Genomic DNA, 14,436 nt, shown 5'->3' with positions numbered 1-14,436 from the left:
CGTCGCCTCATCGGGCAAGGGCGCTCCTTCGCTACAGCCAGGAGCGGTGACCCGAGAGTTGGGACTGGCGCCTGGCTTTCGGGACGCGGTGTCGAATGAATGGACGGTACATGAGCGTTAGGGCCAAGACGAAAAACGCCTCGCATTTCGCCGCAGGTCTTCTGGGATGCACGATGCTGGCTGGTTTGCCGGCATCCGCCTACGCTCAGAATATCCCGGAAGAAGGCCAGGAAGCGGCTCAACAGCCCGCACCTGCCCCTACACCAGCACCTGCCACGCCGCCGGAACAGCAGGGGCAGGTCATCCGCACCATCGCCGTTGCCGGTTCGCAGCGGTTGGAACCGGAAACAATCGTCAGCTATATCCAGCTTCGCGCAGGCGATCTTTATACGCCGGCGGCTGCCGACCAGGCGTTGAAGGATCTCGCCGCGACGGAATTGTTTTCCGACTACCGGATCGAAAATAATGACGGCAATGTCGTCATCACCATTGTCGAAAACCCGGTCATCAACCGCATCGTGCTGGAAGGCAACAAGCGGCTGAAGGATGACAAGATCCTGCCGGAAATCCAGCTGTCGGCGCGTCAGATCTTCACCCGCTCGAAAGTCCGGGCGGACGTTGCCCGCATCATCGAACTCTACAAGCGGCAGGGCCGCTTCGCCGCGACTGTCGAACCGCAGATGGTGCAGCTCGACCAGAACCGCGTGGATGTGGTTTTTGAGATCACGGAAGGTCCGAAGTCCAAGGTCCGCAAGATCAACATCATCGGGAATGACGAGTTTTCCGATGGCGATCTTAAGGGTGAGATGGTCACCAAGGAAGCCGGACTGCTGAAGATATTCAGTTCCGGCACCAGTTACGATCCCGATCGCCTTGCTTTCGACCAGCAGCAATTGCGCGCCTTCTATCTGGAAAACGGTTATGCCGATTTCCGTGTGGTTTCCGCCGTTGCCGAACTGACGCCGGACAAGAAGGACTTCATCATCACTTACGTGGTGGAAGAAGGCGAGCGTTACAAATTCGGCGATGTCGAGGTCGACAGCCAGCTGCGCGATTTCGACAGCGATCGCATGACCCGCTCCCTGCCGATGAAGGCTGGTGACTGGTATGATGCGAAGCTGGTCGAGGATACGGTTGAATCGCTGAGCGAGACGGCCGGGGCTTTTGGCTATGCCTTTGCCGATGTCCAGCCGGATTTCTCGCGCAGTCGCGAAGATCTGACCATGGGCGTCACCTTCGTCATTCGCGAAGCGCCGCGCGTCTATATCGAATCCGTCGATGTGAACGGCAACACGCTGACGCAGGACAAGGTGATCCGGCGCGAATTTCGCCTCGCGGAAGGCGATGCGTTCAACTCGCTGCAGGTCAAGCGTTCCACCGCGCGGATCAACTCCCTGGGCTATTTCCAGGAGAATTTCGAGATCAGCCAGGTGGAGGGCAGCGCGCCTGACCGGATCGTTCTCGAAGCCAATGTGGAAGAGCAGGCGACGGGCGAATTGTCGCTGTCCGCCGGTTTCTCCAGCCTGGAAAGCTTCATCTTCCAGGGCTCGATCCGCCAGCGGAATTTCCGTGGTCGCGGCCAGACTGTCGGCCTGTCGCTCAGCTATTCCAGCTATTCGCGGTCCGGCTCCATCAGCTTCACCGAACCCTATCTGTTCGACAAGAACATTTCGGCCGGCATCGATATCTACCGCCGCGATTACAATAACGGCTATTACAACCGCCGTTCCGCCACATATGAATCGGCGACGACCGGCTTCCAGGCGCGCGTGGGCGTGCCGCTGACCGAATATATGTCGGTACTGGGCCGATATACGTTCAATTATGACGACATCACGATAGACGAGAACAGCTATTTCGCGGATCTCGATGGTGACGGTGTGCGCACCTGCGAACCGCTGCTGGCGGGCCGCTATCTCTGCGAGGCGATCGGCACGCGCACCAGTTCCATCCTCGGCATGTCGCTGGTCTATCGCAATCTCGACAGCGTGGTTCGCCCGACGCGCGGTGAATCGGCGCAGATCGGCGTCGATTTCGCCGGTCTTGGCGGCAATACGCGCTATCTGCGTTTCAGCGCGCAGGCGGCAAAATACTGGTCGCTGGGCAGTGGCTTCATCTTCTCGCTTACGGGTGAAACGGGCCTGATCCAGGGCCTGAAGGATCGCGGGGAAGGGCAGGATGACGTCCTGCTGACCGATCGCTTCTTCCTGGGCGAGCCGCAGATACGCGGTTTCGACATTCGCGGTGTGGGGCCGCGCGTTATCCGCCGTTTCTACGGCCAGAACGAAGATGGCGAAGTGGTGCTGCAGCCCTATGACGCCAACAATAATTATGATGACGCGCTGGGCGGCAAGGCGATGTATCTTGCCAAGGCCGAACTGGAAATTCCGCTCGGTTCCGGCGCGCGGGAAATGGGCCTTAGGCCTTCGATCTTCCTTGATGCCGGTGCGGTCTACAACATTACCGATCCGGTCCTGGTGAACAGCCCCTATCCGGATGGCCTGTTCATCCCGCGTCGTGATGCAGATGGTAACGCGCTCTATTACCAGAACATCTATGATAATGATGGCCAGATTACTGGTACAACCATTGTGACCAGCCCCCTCGACCCCGACGGTGAAGAAAATACCGCGATCGGCAATACGATTTCGCCCTTCGTGGAAGAATTCGTCGGCGATACGTGGAAGCCGCGTGTCGCGATTGGCATCGGGGTCAACTGGAACTCGCCGTTCGGGCCGTTCCGGATCAACTTCGCCTATCCGCTGCTGAAGCAGGAAGGCGATGACACCAAGAAATTCTCCTTCAACGTAGGGACCCAATTCTGATGAAGAACATTCTGAAGCCCGCGCTTGCTGCCGGGATCGCCATTGCATCGCTTTCCGCGCCGCTCGCCATCGCGCCCGCGGCTGCGCAGTCCGCGCCGACAATCGGCATCGTCAATCTTCGCGCGATCGTGGTCAATTCTGCCGCCTATTCCACGGCGGAGGAGCAGCGCCAGACGACTTACAAGGCGCAGATCGACCAGGCCAATGCCCGCCGCACGGCGATCCAGCAGCAGTTGCAGCCGCTGGTGCAGAAGCTGCAGACGGATAGCCAGTCCGGCAATGTCGATCAGGCAGCGTTGCAGCAGCAGGCCGCCCAGATCCAGCAGATCCAGGAAGCCGGCCAGCGTGAACTTCAGCAGATCCTGGCCCCGGTGATCCGCAGCCAGGCCTATGTCGAAGAACAGATCAACGATCAGTTGCAGCCGGCCCTGCAGGCGGCGGCCCAGAAGAAGGGCGTTTCGCTGGTGCTGACGCCCGATACGGTCGTCTATGCCGACAACAGCTACAACATCAATCAGGCGGTTCTGGACGAACTCAACACGCTGCTCCCCTCCGCTCAGATCGTGCCGCCGGAAGGTTGGGTCCCCCGCGAAGTTCGCGAACAGCAGGCCCAGCAGCAGGCGGCCCAGGCCGCGCAGGCGCCCGCACAGCAGCAGCCGGCCGCTCCGGCCGTCTCCGGCCGCTGATCCGGCACGGGCTGATCGGGGACAGATCATGAGTGAAGAGACCGCCTACGATATCGCAAAAGTGCTGATGGCACTGCCGCATCGCTATCCGATGCTTCTGGTCGACCGGGTGAAGAGCCTGAAGGTTGACGAGGAAATCCACGCGATCAAGGCGGTCAGCTTCAACGAAGGCTTTTTCCAGGGCCATTTCCCCGGTCGCCCGATCATGCCCGGCGTGCTGCAGATCGAGGCGCTGGCGCAAGCGGCGGGTATCCTGGCGGTGGAAACGCTGGAACTCGCCGGCAGCGGCAAGCTCGTCTATTTCATGGCGATCGAGGAAGCCAAGTTCCGCAATCCGGTGGAACCGGGATGCCTGCTCGATCTGCGCGCCGGCTTTGTCCAGAAACGCGCACGCGTGTGCAAGTTCTGGGGTGAGGCCAGCGTTGACGGCAAGACGACCTGTGAGGTCAAGTTCACCGCCATGATCGCTGACGCGCCTGCCGACTGACGTTTCTGCGGCCTTTCCTGCAGCGGAAGCTGCGGGGAGGGCTTGCAAATTCACCGGGAGGCCCGTAAGGGCGCCGCTTTCCCGACATTGCCGGCCGGTCGGAACCGGCCTCACGCACGAAGGACGATATGCCATGAAGGCCGATACGCATCCCGATTACCACATGATCACCGTCAAGATGACGGATGGCACCGAATTCCAGACGCGCTCCACCTGGGGCAGCGAAGGCGATACGCTGACGCTGGAAATCGATCCGACCAGCCACCCGGCATGGACCGGCGGCAAGCAGCAGGTCCAGGAAGGCGGCCGCGTTGCACAGTTCAACAAGCGTTTCGGCGGATTGTCGCTGAAGAAGAAATAAGTCTTCGTAACGGCGAGACTTTGAAGGGGGCGGCCTTGCGGGGCCGCCCTTTTTCATTTCGGTTCGGGCAGGAATATCAGCCGTCCGGCAAGGCGTGGTCTTGCACCGTCACTCGGATGGTTCACCCCATCCACGACCGGCAGTTCCGGAAAATCGTAATAAGGGCTCATGCCGTGGATGCAGGCCGCGTTCACGCCATATTGCGTGGGATCGGCACGGCGGCGGTGGAAACAGTGAATGCCGCAGCGCGAACAGAAGAAGTGCTTTGCCGCCCTGGTGTTGAATTCATAACAGCTCAGCAACTCCTCCCCCGCGGCAAGGGTTAGATCGTCAAGCGGCACGCCCACCATCACGACGCCCTTCATGCTGCAGATTGAACAATCGCAGCGTGTCGCCCGCAGCTTCTCGGGCAAGTTGATGGTAAAGCGCACGCCGCCGCAATGGCAGGAACATTCGCGCGTTGCGGGGGCGGAGATCACCAGCCCCACTCCCGTTCGCGATACCATTTGGTGATCACGTATTTGGTGCCCCTGCGCACTTTCACGCCGTGATGGAGCGTGGCCGCGTTCAGGCTTCCATCCGGCCGTTTATTGTTCCAGCAGACGAGCTTTCCCGTTTCCGGCTGGAAAGTCTTGTTGATGACCTTGAACCGTGTGGCGCCGCCCGATTCGACCTCGTTCAGATAGATCATGAAGGTCCAGCTGCGGTTTCCGGCGACGGAGCAGAATTTTTGAAAATCCTGGCCATTGGGTTCGAAATAATCCGTGTGGGCCTTGAATTCCTGCCCCACGGCATAGCGCTGCCCCTGGACAGGTTCGCCATAGGCCGGATCGATTCCGTTCAGTGCGAAAAGCCTGTTTTCCAGATCCTGCACTGCTGCATCCCCTGATTCGAGATCGCAGGTTTCGCTGGTACGGAAATAATTATCGCCTGTTTCATCCGCGATTGTGGAGGGGCGGCGGCTTCGGTCGATCAGTTCGATCAGCTCCGCGCAGCGATCCGGAGGGAGGAAGTCCGGCCGATCGAACAGTTCGAGACGAGCCGTGGGCACGCGGCGAATCCCCGGCTGGGACAGGAGTCGTTCGGCCGAAGTGTTGCCCGGATTCGCCATGACCGGGTGATAGCTTGCCTGATCGCCGCCGCAACCAGTCGCGGGTGAGAAATAATATTGCGTGATTGTCATATCGGCGCAGTTTTCACTTTGCTTCGCGCGCTTGCTGTGCAACAGGCTCGCCCCCGCGTCGATGCCGCTTGACCGGCCGGCGCAGGTCCCTAACAGCCGCCTCCAGCGGCATAGGTATGGCGATTGTAGCTCAGTTGGTTAGAGCGCCGGTTTGTGGTACCGGAGGTCGCGGGTTCGAACCCCGTCAATCGCCCCATCCCCTTCCTGCCGTCGATATGACACTCCTTTGCGAGAGGCAGGGCAATGGCCGCTTTCTGGACTGAAGCCGATTGGGATGAACACGAGCAGGTGGAGCTCGTGCATGACCGCGAATCCGGCCTGACTGCGATCATCGCACTCCATTCGACTCATCTCGGGCCGGCCGCAGGCGGGACACGCTTCTGGCATTATGCCGATCCTTCCGCCGCAATGCGGGACGCGCTGCGCCTGTCGCGCGGGATGAGCTACAAGAACGCCATGGCCGGGCTGCCGATGGGCGGCGGGAAAGCGGTGGTCCTGCTGGATGAAAACCGCACCAAGACGCCGGAAATGCTGGCCGCCTTCGGCAAGGCAGTGAACGATCTGTGCGGCCGCTATGTCACGGCTGAAGATGTCGGCGCCAGTGAACGGGACATGGTCGAAATCTCCCGCCAGACCATCCATGTCTGCGGTCTTCCTGTGGAGGAGGGCGCTGTCGGCGGCGATCCTGGCCCCTTTACCGCGATGGGCATTTTCCTGGGTATCAAGGCTGCCGTGGCGCACCGGCTGGGCAGGGCCGACCTCGATGGGGTCCGCATCGCCCTGCAAGGCTGCGGCAGCGTGGGTGGCGGTGTTGCGCGACTCGCCGCGTCAGAAGGTGCGGTCCTGAAAGTATCCGATATCGATTCGGTTCGCGCGCAGGATCTCGCGGCGCAGATCGGTGGGGAGGCGATTTCGCCCGATGCGATCATGTCCACCGAATGCGATGTGTTCAGCCCCAATGCGCTGGGCGCGATTCTCGACGAACGGACCATACCGACGCTCAATTGCGCGATCGTGGCCGGTGGCGCCAATAACCAGCTGTTCCGCGCGGAACATGGCAAATTGCTGGCGGAACGGGGCATTCTGTATGCGCCCGATTATGTCATCAATGCGGGCGGAATCATCGATGTGGGGCTGGAATATCTCGGTCGCCGTGACGGCAAACCCTATTCGATGGACGATCTGCGGGAACGCATCGGCCAGATTCCCGACCGGCTGACGGCGATCTGGCGTGAGAGCGAAGAGACCGGAATCAGCGCCGATGCCGTGGCCGACCGTATGGCCCAGAGGCTTATCGGCCGGGGCTAAGCGGCGATTTTGGTGGCTCTTTCCTGCACAGGAGTGTCAACGCTTCGTTGACTATGCCCTTGCCGGGTGGGGCTGCACCTGCCAAAGCGGCCGCTCCCAGCGACACGCACATAGATCGATGCACGCTTTCGCCAATCCCGCCCGTTTTCTCCGGATCGCCCGCTGGCTTACGCCAGTGCTCGTGCTGTTCGGCCTTGCGGTGGCTGCCATTGCAGTCACCTGGGGGCTGGCCAATGTCCCGCCGGACCGCCTGATGGGCGAAACAGTGCGGATTCTGTTTATCCACGTGCCCGCTGCATGGCTCGGCATGGGTGGATGGACGACCATTGCCATTGCCAGTCTGGTTGAATTGGTCTGGCGCCACCCGCTCGCCGGCATTGCCGCGCGCGCGGCCGCCGTGCCGGGCGCTGCCTTTACCGCGATTTGCCTGGCGACCGGTTCGATCTGGGGCCGGCCGACCTGGGGAACATGGTGGGTCTGGGATGGGCGGCTGACCAGCATGCTGGTGCTGCTGTTTCTCTATTTTGCCTATATCGCCATTTCCGGCGCGGCGAGCCGGGAGGGCGCGTCGAGCCGTCTGCCGGCGATTTTCGGGCTGGTTGGGGCCATCAATGTGCCGATCATCAACCGGTCGGTCGTATGGTGGAATTCGTTGCACCAACCGCCCAGCCTGACCATGGGCAAGTCCGCCATCGATTCTGTATTTCTCTGGCCGTTGCTGGCGGCCACTCTCGGCTTCTCCTTGCTGTTCGGGGGAGTGATTCTGATGCGAATGCGCACCCTTCTGGCCGATATGCAGGCAGAAGCGCGGTTGCGGCGCAAGGCGATGGGGACGGGCTGATGCGTGAAGGGCTCGATCAATGGGATTTCGTGATCGCCGCTTATGCGGTGACGGTAATCGGCACGCTTGTGCTTGTCGCATGGAGCTGGCTGGCCATGCGCGCCGCGGAAAAGCGGCGCGAAGAGGCCAGAAGGAAGTGATGGACCGATGACCTCCGCATTCAAACCGAAGCATCAGCGGCTCGTGCTGCTTGTTCTCGCTCTCGTGGCGCTGATCGGCGCTGGGCTGCTGGCGGCCTGGGCCCTGCGCAACCAGGCCAGCTATTTCTATGTGCCAAGCGACATACAGGCCAATCCGCCTTCGCCTGGCCAGGCCGTGCGCCTTGGCGGCATGGTAGAGGAAGGCTCGATCCGGACAGAGGCAGATGGCGTGACCGTGCGGTTCATCGTGGGAGATGGCGAGGCGCGGGTTCCGGTGGTCTTTTCGGGTATCGTGCCGGATCTGTTTGTCGAAGGGTCGGGGGTTGTCGCCGATGGTTCGATGCGGTCGGACGGAGTCTTCGTTGCGGATGAGCTTCTGGCCAAGCATGATGAGAATTACATGCCGCGTGAACTGGAAGACATGACCGCGGCCCAGGCCCGCGCAACCGTGGCTGAAACGTCCGAATGATTGCCGAACTCGGCCTGGTAGCCCTGTGGCTGGCCGCGGCGCTTGCTGCCCTGCAGCTGCTCGCCGGGCTCATTGCGCTGCGCAGCGATGGCGAAGCGGGCGGCGTGGCCGATCTGGTGCGCCCGGCGGCGATTGTGCAGGGCCTGCTCAGCGGAATAGCCTTTCTTTGCCTGCTGCTGGTTTTTGCCCGCACTGACCTGTCGGTGGCATTGGTCGCCGCCAATTCGCATTCGATGAAGCCGATGATCTTCAAGCTGGCCGGCGCATGGGGAAACCATGAAGGGTCGATGCTGCTGTGGATCACGATCATGGCGCTTGCGGGCGGCTTGATTGCGCTGATCGAACGGCGCCTGCCGGAACGGACCATGTTGGCGACACTGGCGGCGCAGGCCTTTGTGGGGCTTGGTTTCTATGCCTTTCTGCTGTTGTCCTCCAACCCGTTCGAACGGCTCAACCCTGCCGCGCAGGAAGGGGCGGGGCTTAACCCGTTGTTGCAGGATATCGGCCTCGCCTTCCATCCACCCACGCTTTACGTCGGTTATGTCGGCCTTTCCGTCGCTTTCAGCTTTGCTGTCGGCGCAATGCTGACGCGGCAGGTCACGCCGGAATTTGCCCGTGTCATGCGCCCATGGGTGCTGGGGGCGTGGATCTTCCTCACACTCGGTATCACGGCGGGTTCCTATTGGGCCTATTACGAGCTTGGCTGGGGCGGCTGGTGGTTCTGGGATCCGGTCGAGAATGCCTCGCTCATGCCGTGGCTTGCGGCGACCGCCCTGTTGCATTCCGCCAGCGTACTGGCCGCGCGCGATGCGCTGCGTGCCTGGACGATCATGCTCGGCGTCGTCGCCTTTTCCATGAGCATGATCGGGACGTTCCTTGTCCGGTCCGGCATTCTCACCAGCGTTCATGCCTTCGCCGTCGATCCGGAGCGTGGGTCCTTCATTCTTCTCCTGCTGGCGATTTATATCGGCGGCGCGCTGACCCTGTTCGCCATGCGGGCCAGCACGGTTACGGAAGGGCAGCGTTTTTCCGTGCTCAGCCGTGAAGGGGCGCTGGTCATCAACAATGTGGCCCTTTCCGCCATTCTCGGCATCGTCCTTCTCGGCACGCTCTATCCGTTGCTGACGGAAGCATTCGATGTCCGGGTTTCCGTGGGGCCGCCCTATTTCAACCCCGTCAGCGCGATCTTCTTCCTGCCGATGCTGATAGTGCTGGCGATCGGTCCCCTGCTGCGCTGGCGTAGCGACAGCTTCAGGCGTGTGCGAATCCCTGTCATCGTGCTGCTGGCCATTCCGATAGTGGTTGCGCTGGCGATGTGGGCGGTAACCGGCATCGCTGTCCTGCCTTTGTTGGGCATTGCGCTCGCCGCATGCGTTGCGGTGGGGAGCTTCCTTCCACTCTGGGGCCGTTCGCTGCGCCGCCTGCCGCTGCCCGTCTGGGGCATGGTCATTGCCCATTTCGGCGTGGCGGTGTCGTTGTTCGGCATGTCGGCGGACAGCGCATTTACGCAGGAAAAGCTGGTGGCGGCAAAGCCGGGTGATTCCGCGCAGGTTGGCCCGTGGGATGTCACCCTCGTTTCGGTCGTGCCCGTGGCCGGTCCTAACTGGACCGCGCTGGACGCACGGCTGAGCGCGAGCTATCGCGGAGGGGCGGTACACGAAGTCGGGCCGCAGGCGCGCAGTTTCTGGGCGCCCCCGCAGGAAACCAGCGAAAGTGCCCTGCTTACCCGTTGGAACGGGCAGCTTTACGCCGTTCTGGGAGGGGAGGCCGAAGGCGACCGCTGGCAATTGCGCCTGTGGTGGAAGCCTTTCGTGACCTTCGTCTGGTATGGCGGCGCCCTGATCGCGCTGGGCGGATTGCTGGCACTGATCGGCCGCGTCGCGGGTGATGTGAAAAGGCGGAGTGTGCTCCGTAAGGCGAATGGCCGCAGAAATTCGGAGGCGGCGACATGATACGCTTGCGCTGGGCAGTATGGGTGATTGTTGCGCTGGTCGCGGCGTTGCTGGGCCTGTTCGCCTATCAATTGTCGCAGCCCAAGGATGAATTCATCCATTCCGCGATGATCGGCAAACCGATCCCGGAATTCGATCTGCGCGCTGCCATCCCTGAACGACCCGGCCTTTCCCGCGCGGATCTGGCCGATGGCCAGCCCAAACTGGTGAATATCTTCGCCAGCTGGTGCGTCCCCTGCGCGGCGGAGGCGCCGCAGCTTGCCGAGCTGGAGAGCAATGGCGCCAATATCGTTGGCGTCGCCATCCGCGACCGGCCGGAAGATCTGACGGCCTTCCTCAACGCCTATGGCAATCCGTTCAGCCGGATCGGCGCGGACGATATCAGCGCCGTGCAACTTTCCATCGGATCTTCCGGCGTGCCGGAAACCTTCGTCGTCGATGGCGAGGGCATCGTCCGTTATCAGCATATCGGCGATATTCGTGAACGTGACGTGCCGATCCTGCTCGACGAATTGCGCAAGGCGGCGTCCTGATGCGGCGGTTCCACGTCTTTCTGGCAGCCTTGGCCATCTTCGCCGCCGCATTGTCCGGCACAGGCCCCGCATTGGCGCAGGATTCCCTGCCGCCGGCGCCCTATGCCTATACGCAGCTGGACGATCCGGAGCAGGAAGCTAAGGCTCAGGCCTTGATGGAAACGCTGCGCTGTCTCAAGTGTCAGAGCCAGTCCATCGCCGATAGCGACGCACCCATGGCCGGCGATATGCGCCACCAGGTGCGTTCCCGCATTGCAGCCGGGGAAGAGCCGGAAGAGGTCCGCCGCTGGCTGATGGAACGCTATGGCGACTATGTCAGTTACAAGCCTGAAGTCAGTGCCAAGACCTGGCCGCTCTTCGTAATTCCCGTTCTATTGCTCGCGGTGGGTCTGTTGATCATCCGCCGCAGGCTGAAAGGCTCGGCATGACCTGGCTGCTTGCCATTTCGCTGGCACTTTGCGCCTTCGCTCTGGGGGCGCTCGTCTTCCGGGTCGACCGGCGCGGCTGGACCAGCATGGGCGCCGCATTGCTGTTCGGGCTGGCTGGCTATGCCCTGCAGGCAAGCCCGAATCTGCCCGGTGCGCCAAAGGCCCCCCGTTCCGAGCCCGAGGGCGAAGAGGGCTGGGCATTGGTTGACGCGCGCAAGGAATTGTTCGCGGAAGGCGATCGCTCCGGCAACGAGAAGCTGCTGGTGGCCGATGCGATGGCCCGAAACGGGCAATATGCCAATGCCGCAGCCCTGCTGCGCGGTGCGGTCGAAGATGACCCGCAGGATGGCGAGGCGTGGCTTGCGCTGGGTAATGCCCTGGTTGAACATACCGGCGGTATCCTGACACAGCCGGCCTTGCTGGCTTTCCGCCGCGCTTCGCAGGTGGAGAAGGGTGGACTTGGACCGGGCTATTTCCTGGGTCTGGCGCTGATCCGCAACGGGCGCCTGCTGGAAGGCAGGCAGATCTGGGCGGAAGCGCTGGCCGGCGCTCCCGAAGATGCGGCCGGGCGCGCGGTGATGGAAGAACGCCTTGCGCGGCTGGATGCCTTGCTGGTCCAGATCGAGGCGGCCAATTCACCGGCCGAAGGGCAGAAATGACATGCTGCGGCGCAGCACGTTGCAGGCAGGGCCAGCCGCTGCTAAGCGCCGCGCTTCGCTGCGCAAGAGTTGCATAAGGGGCTTTTAACCCGATGGGCGCTGCACAAGGTGAAGAGCGCACTTCCGCCAAGCTGAAACTGGCGGCCGGTGCGATTGGAATCGTTTTTGGCGATATCGGCACAAGCCCGATTTACGCCTTCCGTGAGACTTTTGTCGGGCCGCACCCGCTTGCAATCGACGATACTCATATTCTGGGTGTCGTCAGCCTGATCTTCTGGTCGATGACGCTGGTGGTTTCGATCCAGTATGTCACGCTGCTGATGCGGGCGGATAATAACGGGCAGGGTGGCACCCTGGCGCTGGTGGCGCTTATTTCGCGCTATATCGGCAAGTCCAGCTACGGTTGGCTCACCGTGTTGCTGGGGGTCTTTGCCACGGCCCTGTTCTATGGCGACAGCATGATCACGCCGGCCGTTTCGGTACTCTCTTCCGTGGAAGGGTTGGCCGTGGTGGACCGGCGGATGGAAGGCCTTGTCATCCCAATCGCGCTGGTGCTGCTGATCGCGCTGTTCCTGCTTCAGAAGCGCGGCACGGAAAAGGTTGGCGCGCTGTTTGCACCTGTAATGATCCTGTATTTTACGGTGCTGGCGGTGCTGGGCATCATCCACATCGTGCAGATGCCCGAAATCCTGTTCGCGCTGAACCCGTGGTACGCGGTCCAGTTCTTCGTAGTCGACAAATGGCTGGCCTTCCTGGCGCTGGGTTCGGTCGTGCTGGCCGTGACCGGGTCGGAAGCGCTTTATTCGGATATGGGCCATTTCGGCCGTGGTCCGATGCGACTGTCCTGGTTTGGCTTCGTCATGCCCTGTCTGCTGATCAATTATTTTGGCCAGGGCGCGATGATCATCGGCATGGGCGATGCCTCCGCCGCCGAAGCGATCGAAAATCCGTTCTTCTTCCTTGCTCCGGAATATCTGCGCCTGCCGCTGGTGCTGCTCGCCACGGCAGCGACGTTCATCGCCAGCCAGGCCGTGATCACCGGCGCATTCTCGGTGACGCATCAGGCAATCCAGCTCGGCTTCATTCCGCGGCTTTCGATCCTGCACACGAATGACGAACATCACGGCCAGATCTACATTCCACTGATCAACTGGGTGCTCTGCTTCTCGGTCATCCTGCTGGTTCTGTTCTTCGGTAACTCCTCCAACCTCGCTTCCGCCTATGGCATCGCGGTGACCGGTGCGATGCTGATCGATACCTGCCTGCTGGCGGTGTTGCTGATGGCGGTGTGGCGCTGGAAATGGTGGTATGGGCTGCCGGCGGTCCTGGTCTTCTTCGTTGTTGACGGTGTATATTTCGCTGCGAATTTGACCAAGGTGGCCGATGGCGGCTGGTTCCCGCTGCTGATCGGCGCGATTGCCTTCACGCTGTTGACGACATGGGCCAAGGGCCGCCGCCTGATGCGCGAACGGATGACGGAGGTCAGCCTGCCGCTGGACATCTTCGCCAAATCCGCCCGCAACAGCGCGGCGACCGTGCCCGGCACGGCGATCTTCATGAATTCCGGCACCAGCGGCACACCTTCGGCGCTGCTGCACAATATCAAGCACAACAAGGTGCTGCATGAACGCGTGGTGGTGCTGACGGTGCAGATTGCCGATGTGCCCTATGTCGACGCGTCACAACGCGTGGAATGCAAGGAAGTGGGCGACGGTTTCTACAAGGTGAAGCTGCATTACGGCTTCATGGAAGAAACCGACGTGCCCGATGCGCTGAAGACGATCGGCACATGCGGCGCGCCGTTCGAAATGATGCAGACCAGCTTCTTCCTCTCGCGCCAGACGCTGCTCAGCGCCGAAAAACCGGGCATGGCCGTCTGGCGGGAAAAGATCTTCGCCTGGATGATGCGCAATGCGGCAACCCCGATGGAATTCTTCCGCCTGCCGACCAACCGGGTGGTGGAACTGGGCAGCCAGGTAGAGATCTAGCTTGTCCGTGCCAGGGTTGGGGGTGAACGCTATCGGCGCCGCGGACATCATGATCCGCAAGGCGCAGGAGCAGGATATCCCTGCGCTGCACAAGCTGGTCGAAAGCGCCTATCGCGGCGATAGTGCCAAGCGTGGCTGGACGCATGAAGCTGATTTGCTGGGCGGACAAAGAACCGACGTGGCGGCATTGCGAGAGATTATCGGCCATACGGATCAGGTTATATTGCTCGCCATGGACGGCGCGGACATTGCCGGTTGCGTGCAACTGGTCCGGGTCGATGAAGCCATCGCCTATCTTGGATTGCTGACCGTCGATCCGGACAGGCAGGCAGCCGGGCTGGGCAAAATTCTGATAAATGAAGCGGAACGATTTGCCGCCGGAAACTGGCAGGCCCGCGCCATGGAGATGACTGTCATCCGGCAACGCGGCGAACTGATCGCTTATTATCAGCGGCGCGGATATGTTCTAACGGAGGAGCGGCGTCCTTTTCCGCTGGATGATCCGCGTTATGGCTTGCCCAAAACGCAGGAACTGGAATTCGCTGCGCTGCGAAAGAATATTGGCGCCTAGCTTCT

General features: G+C 61.5%; 16 protein-coding genes and 1 tRNA gene. 15 read left to right on the top strand and 2 right to left on the bottom strand.

Annotation, left to right across the window (positions count from 1 at the left end; translation table 11 throughout):
* Positions 1 to 110 precede the first annotated feature (110 nt).
* The 4 genes from bamA to rpmE all read left to right on the top strand — a co-directional run bounded on the left by bamA (position 111) and on the right by rpmE (position 4,359).
* The gene (gene bamA / locus WYH_RS04090; protein WP_046902824.1) at positions 111 to 2,825 is read left to right on the top strand and encodes an outer membrane protein assembly factor BamA; all 2,715 of its coding nucleotides are present in this window, start codon (positions 111 to 113) and stop codon (positions 2,823 to 2,825) included.
* Positions 2,825 to 3,511, top strand: coding sequence for an OmpH family outer membrane protein (locus WYH_RS04085; RefSeq protein ID WP_046902823.1), 687 nt, complete (start codon positions 2,825 to 2,827; stop codon positions 3,509 to 3,511). The genes bamA and WYH_RS04085 overlap by 1 nt, the downstream gene beginning before the upstream one ends.
* A 28-nt stretch (positions 3,512 to 3,539) precedes the next feature.
* Positions 3,540 to 3,998, top strand: a complete 459-nt coding sequence (gene fabZ / locus WYH_RS04080) for a 3-hydroxyacyl-ACP dehydratase FabZ (protein ID WP_046902822.1) — start codon at positions 3,540 to 3,542, stop codon at positions 3,996 to 3,998.
* A 133-nt stretch (positions 3,999 to 4,131) separates the two neighbouring features.
* Positions 4,132 to 4,359, top strand: a complete 228-nt coding sequence (gene rpmE / locus WYH_RS04075; RefSeq protein ID WP_046902821.1) for a 50S ribosomal protein L31 — start codon at positions 4,132 to 4,134, stop codon at positions 4,357 to 4,359.
* Positions 4,360 to 4,412: 53 nt separating this feature from the next.
* On the opposite strand, the gene WYH_RS04070 is transcribed toward rpmE, so the two are convergent.
* Together WYH_RS04070 and WYH_RS04065 are read right to left on the bottom strand one after the other, a co-directional pair.
* Complete coding sequence (locus tag WYH_RS04070; protein WP_244877957.1) at positions 4,413 to 4,838, bottom strand: GFA family protein; 426 nt, start codon at positions 4,836 to 4,838, stop codon at positions 4,413 to 4,415.
* On the bottom strand, positions 4,835 to 5,470 hold the full coding sequence (locus WYH_RS04065) for a prolyl hydroxylase family protein (RefSeq protein ID WP_046904791.1): 636 nt from the start codon (positions 5,468 to 5,470) through the stop codon (positions 4,835 to 4,837). Before WYH_RS04065 ends, WYH_RS04070 begins: the two co-directional genes overlap by 4 nt.
* A 191-nt stretch (positions 5,471 to 5,661) precedes the next feature.
* Between WYH_RS04065 and WYH_RS04060 the strand changes: the two genes are divergently transcribed.
* The 11 genes from WYH_RS04060 (at position 5,662) to WYH_RS04015 (ending at position 14,431) form a co-directional block, all read left to right on the top strand.
* Positions 5,662 to 5,738: transfer RNA gene (locus WYH_RS04060), tRNA-His, on the top strand.
* Positions 5,739 to 5,785: 47 nt separating this feature from the next.
* Complete coding sequence (locus tag WYH_RS04055) at positions 5,786 to 6,850, top strand: Glu/Leu/Phe/Val family dehydrogenase (RefSeq protein WP_046902819.1); 1,065 nt, start codon at positions 5,786 to 5,788, stop codon at positions 6,848 to 6,850.
* Between the two features lie 118 nt (positions 6,851 to 6,968).
* Positions 6,969 to 7,691 carry a heme ABC transporter permease CcmC gene (gene ccmC / locus WYH_RS04050; protein WP_046902818.1) on the top strand — a complete coding sequence of 241 codons (723 nt, stop codon included), beginning with the start codon at positions 6,969 to 6,971 and terminating at the stop codon, positions 7,689 to 7,691.
* Complete coding sequence (locus tag WYH_RS16975) at positions 7,691 to 7,831, top strand: hypothetical protein (RefSeq protein WP_169780703.1); 141 nt, start codon at positions 7,691 to 7,693, stop codon at positions 7,829 to 7,831. Before ccmC ends, WYH_RS16975 begins: the two co-directional genes overlap by 1 nt.
* A 7-nt stretch (positions 7,832 to 7,838) precedes the next feature.
* Positions 7,839 to 8,300: a cytochrome c maturation protein CcmE gene (gene ccmE / locus WYH_RS04045; RefSeq protein WP_046902817.1), complete on the top strand. Its 462-nt coding sequence runs from the start codon at positions 7,839 to 7,841 to the stop codon at positions 8,298 to 8,300.
* Positions 8,297 to 10,252: a heme lyase CcmF/NrfE family subunit gene (locus WYH_RS04040; protein ID WP_046902816.1), complete on the top strand. Its 1,956-nt coding sequence runs from the start codon at positions 8,297 to 8,299 to the stop codon at positions 10,250 to 10,252. The genes ccmE and WYH_RS04040 overlap by 4 nt, the downstream gene beginning before the upstream one ends.
* Positions 10,249 to 10,785: a DsbE family thiol:disulfide interchange protein gene (locus WYH_RS04035; RefSeq protein WP_046902815.1), complete on the top strand. Its 537-nt coding sequence runs from the start codon at positions 10,249 to 10,251 to the stop codon at positions 10,783 to 10,785. Before WYH_RS04040 ends, WYH_RS04035 begins: the two co-directional genes overlap by 4 nt.
* Positions 10,785 to 11,213: a cytochrome c-type biogenesis protein gene (locus tag WYH_RS04030; RefSeq protein ID WP_156320063.1), complete on the top strand. Its 429-nt coding sequence runs from the start codon at positions 10,785 to 10,787 to the stop codon at positions 11,211 to 11,213. Before WYH_RS04035 ends, WYH_RS04030 begins: the two co-directional genes overlap by 1 nt.
* Complete coding sequence (locus tag WYH_RS04025; protein ID WP_046902813.1) at positions 11,210 to 11,872, top strand: tetratricopeptide repeat protein; 663 nt, start codon at positions 11,210 to 11,212, stop codon at positions 11,870 to 11,872. The genes WYH_RS04030 and WYH_RS04025 overlap by 4 nt, the downstream gene beginning before the upstream one ends.
* A 92-nt stretch (positions 11,873 to 11,964) precedes the next feature.
* Complete coding sequence (locus WYH_RS04020) at positions 11,965 to 13,860, top strand: potassium transporter Kup (RefSeq protein ID WP_046902812.1); 1,896 nt, start codon at positions 11,965 to 11,967, stop codon at positions 13,858 to 13,860.
* Positions 13,861 to 13,882: 22 nt separating this feature from the next.
* Positions 13,883 to 14,431, top strand: a complete 549-nt coding sequence (locus WYH_RS04015) for a GNAT family N-acetyltransferase (RefSeq protein ID WP_244877956.1) — start codon at positions 13,883 to 13,885, stop codon at positions 14,429 to 14,431.
* The last annotated feature ends 5 nt before the right edge of the window (positions 14,432 to 14,436 follow it).

The sequence above is a fragment of the Croceibacterium atlanticum genome (genome assembly GCF_001008165.2).
Lineage (GTDB): Bacteria > Pseudomonadota > Alphaproteobacteria > Sphingomonadales > Sphingomonadaceae > Croceibacterium_C > Croceibacterium_C atlanticum.
Note: the sequence above shows the minus strand (reverse complement) of the source record. Positions and strands in the feature narration are given on the sequence as shown.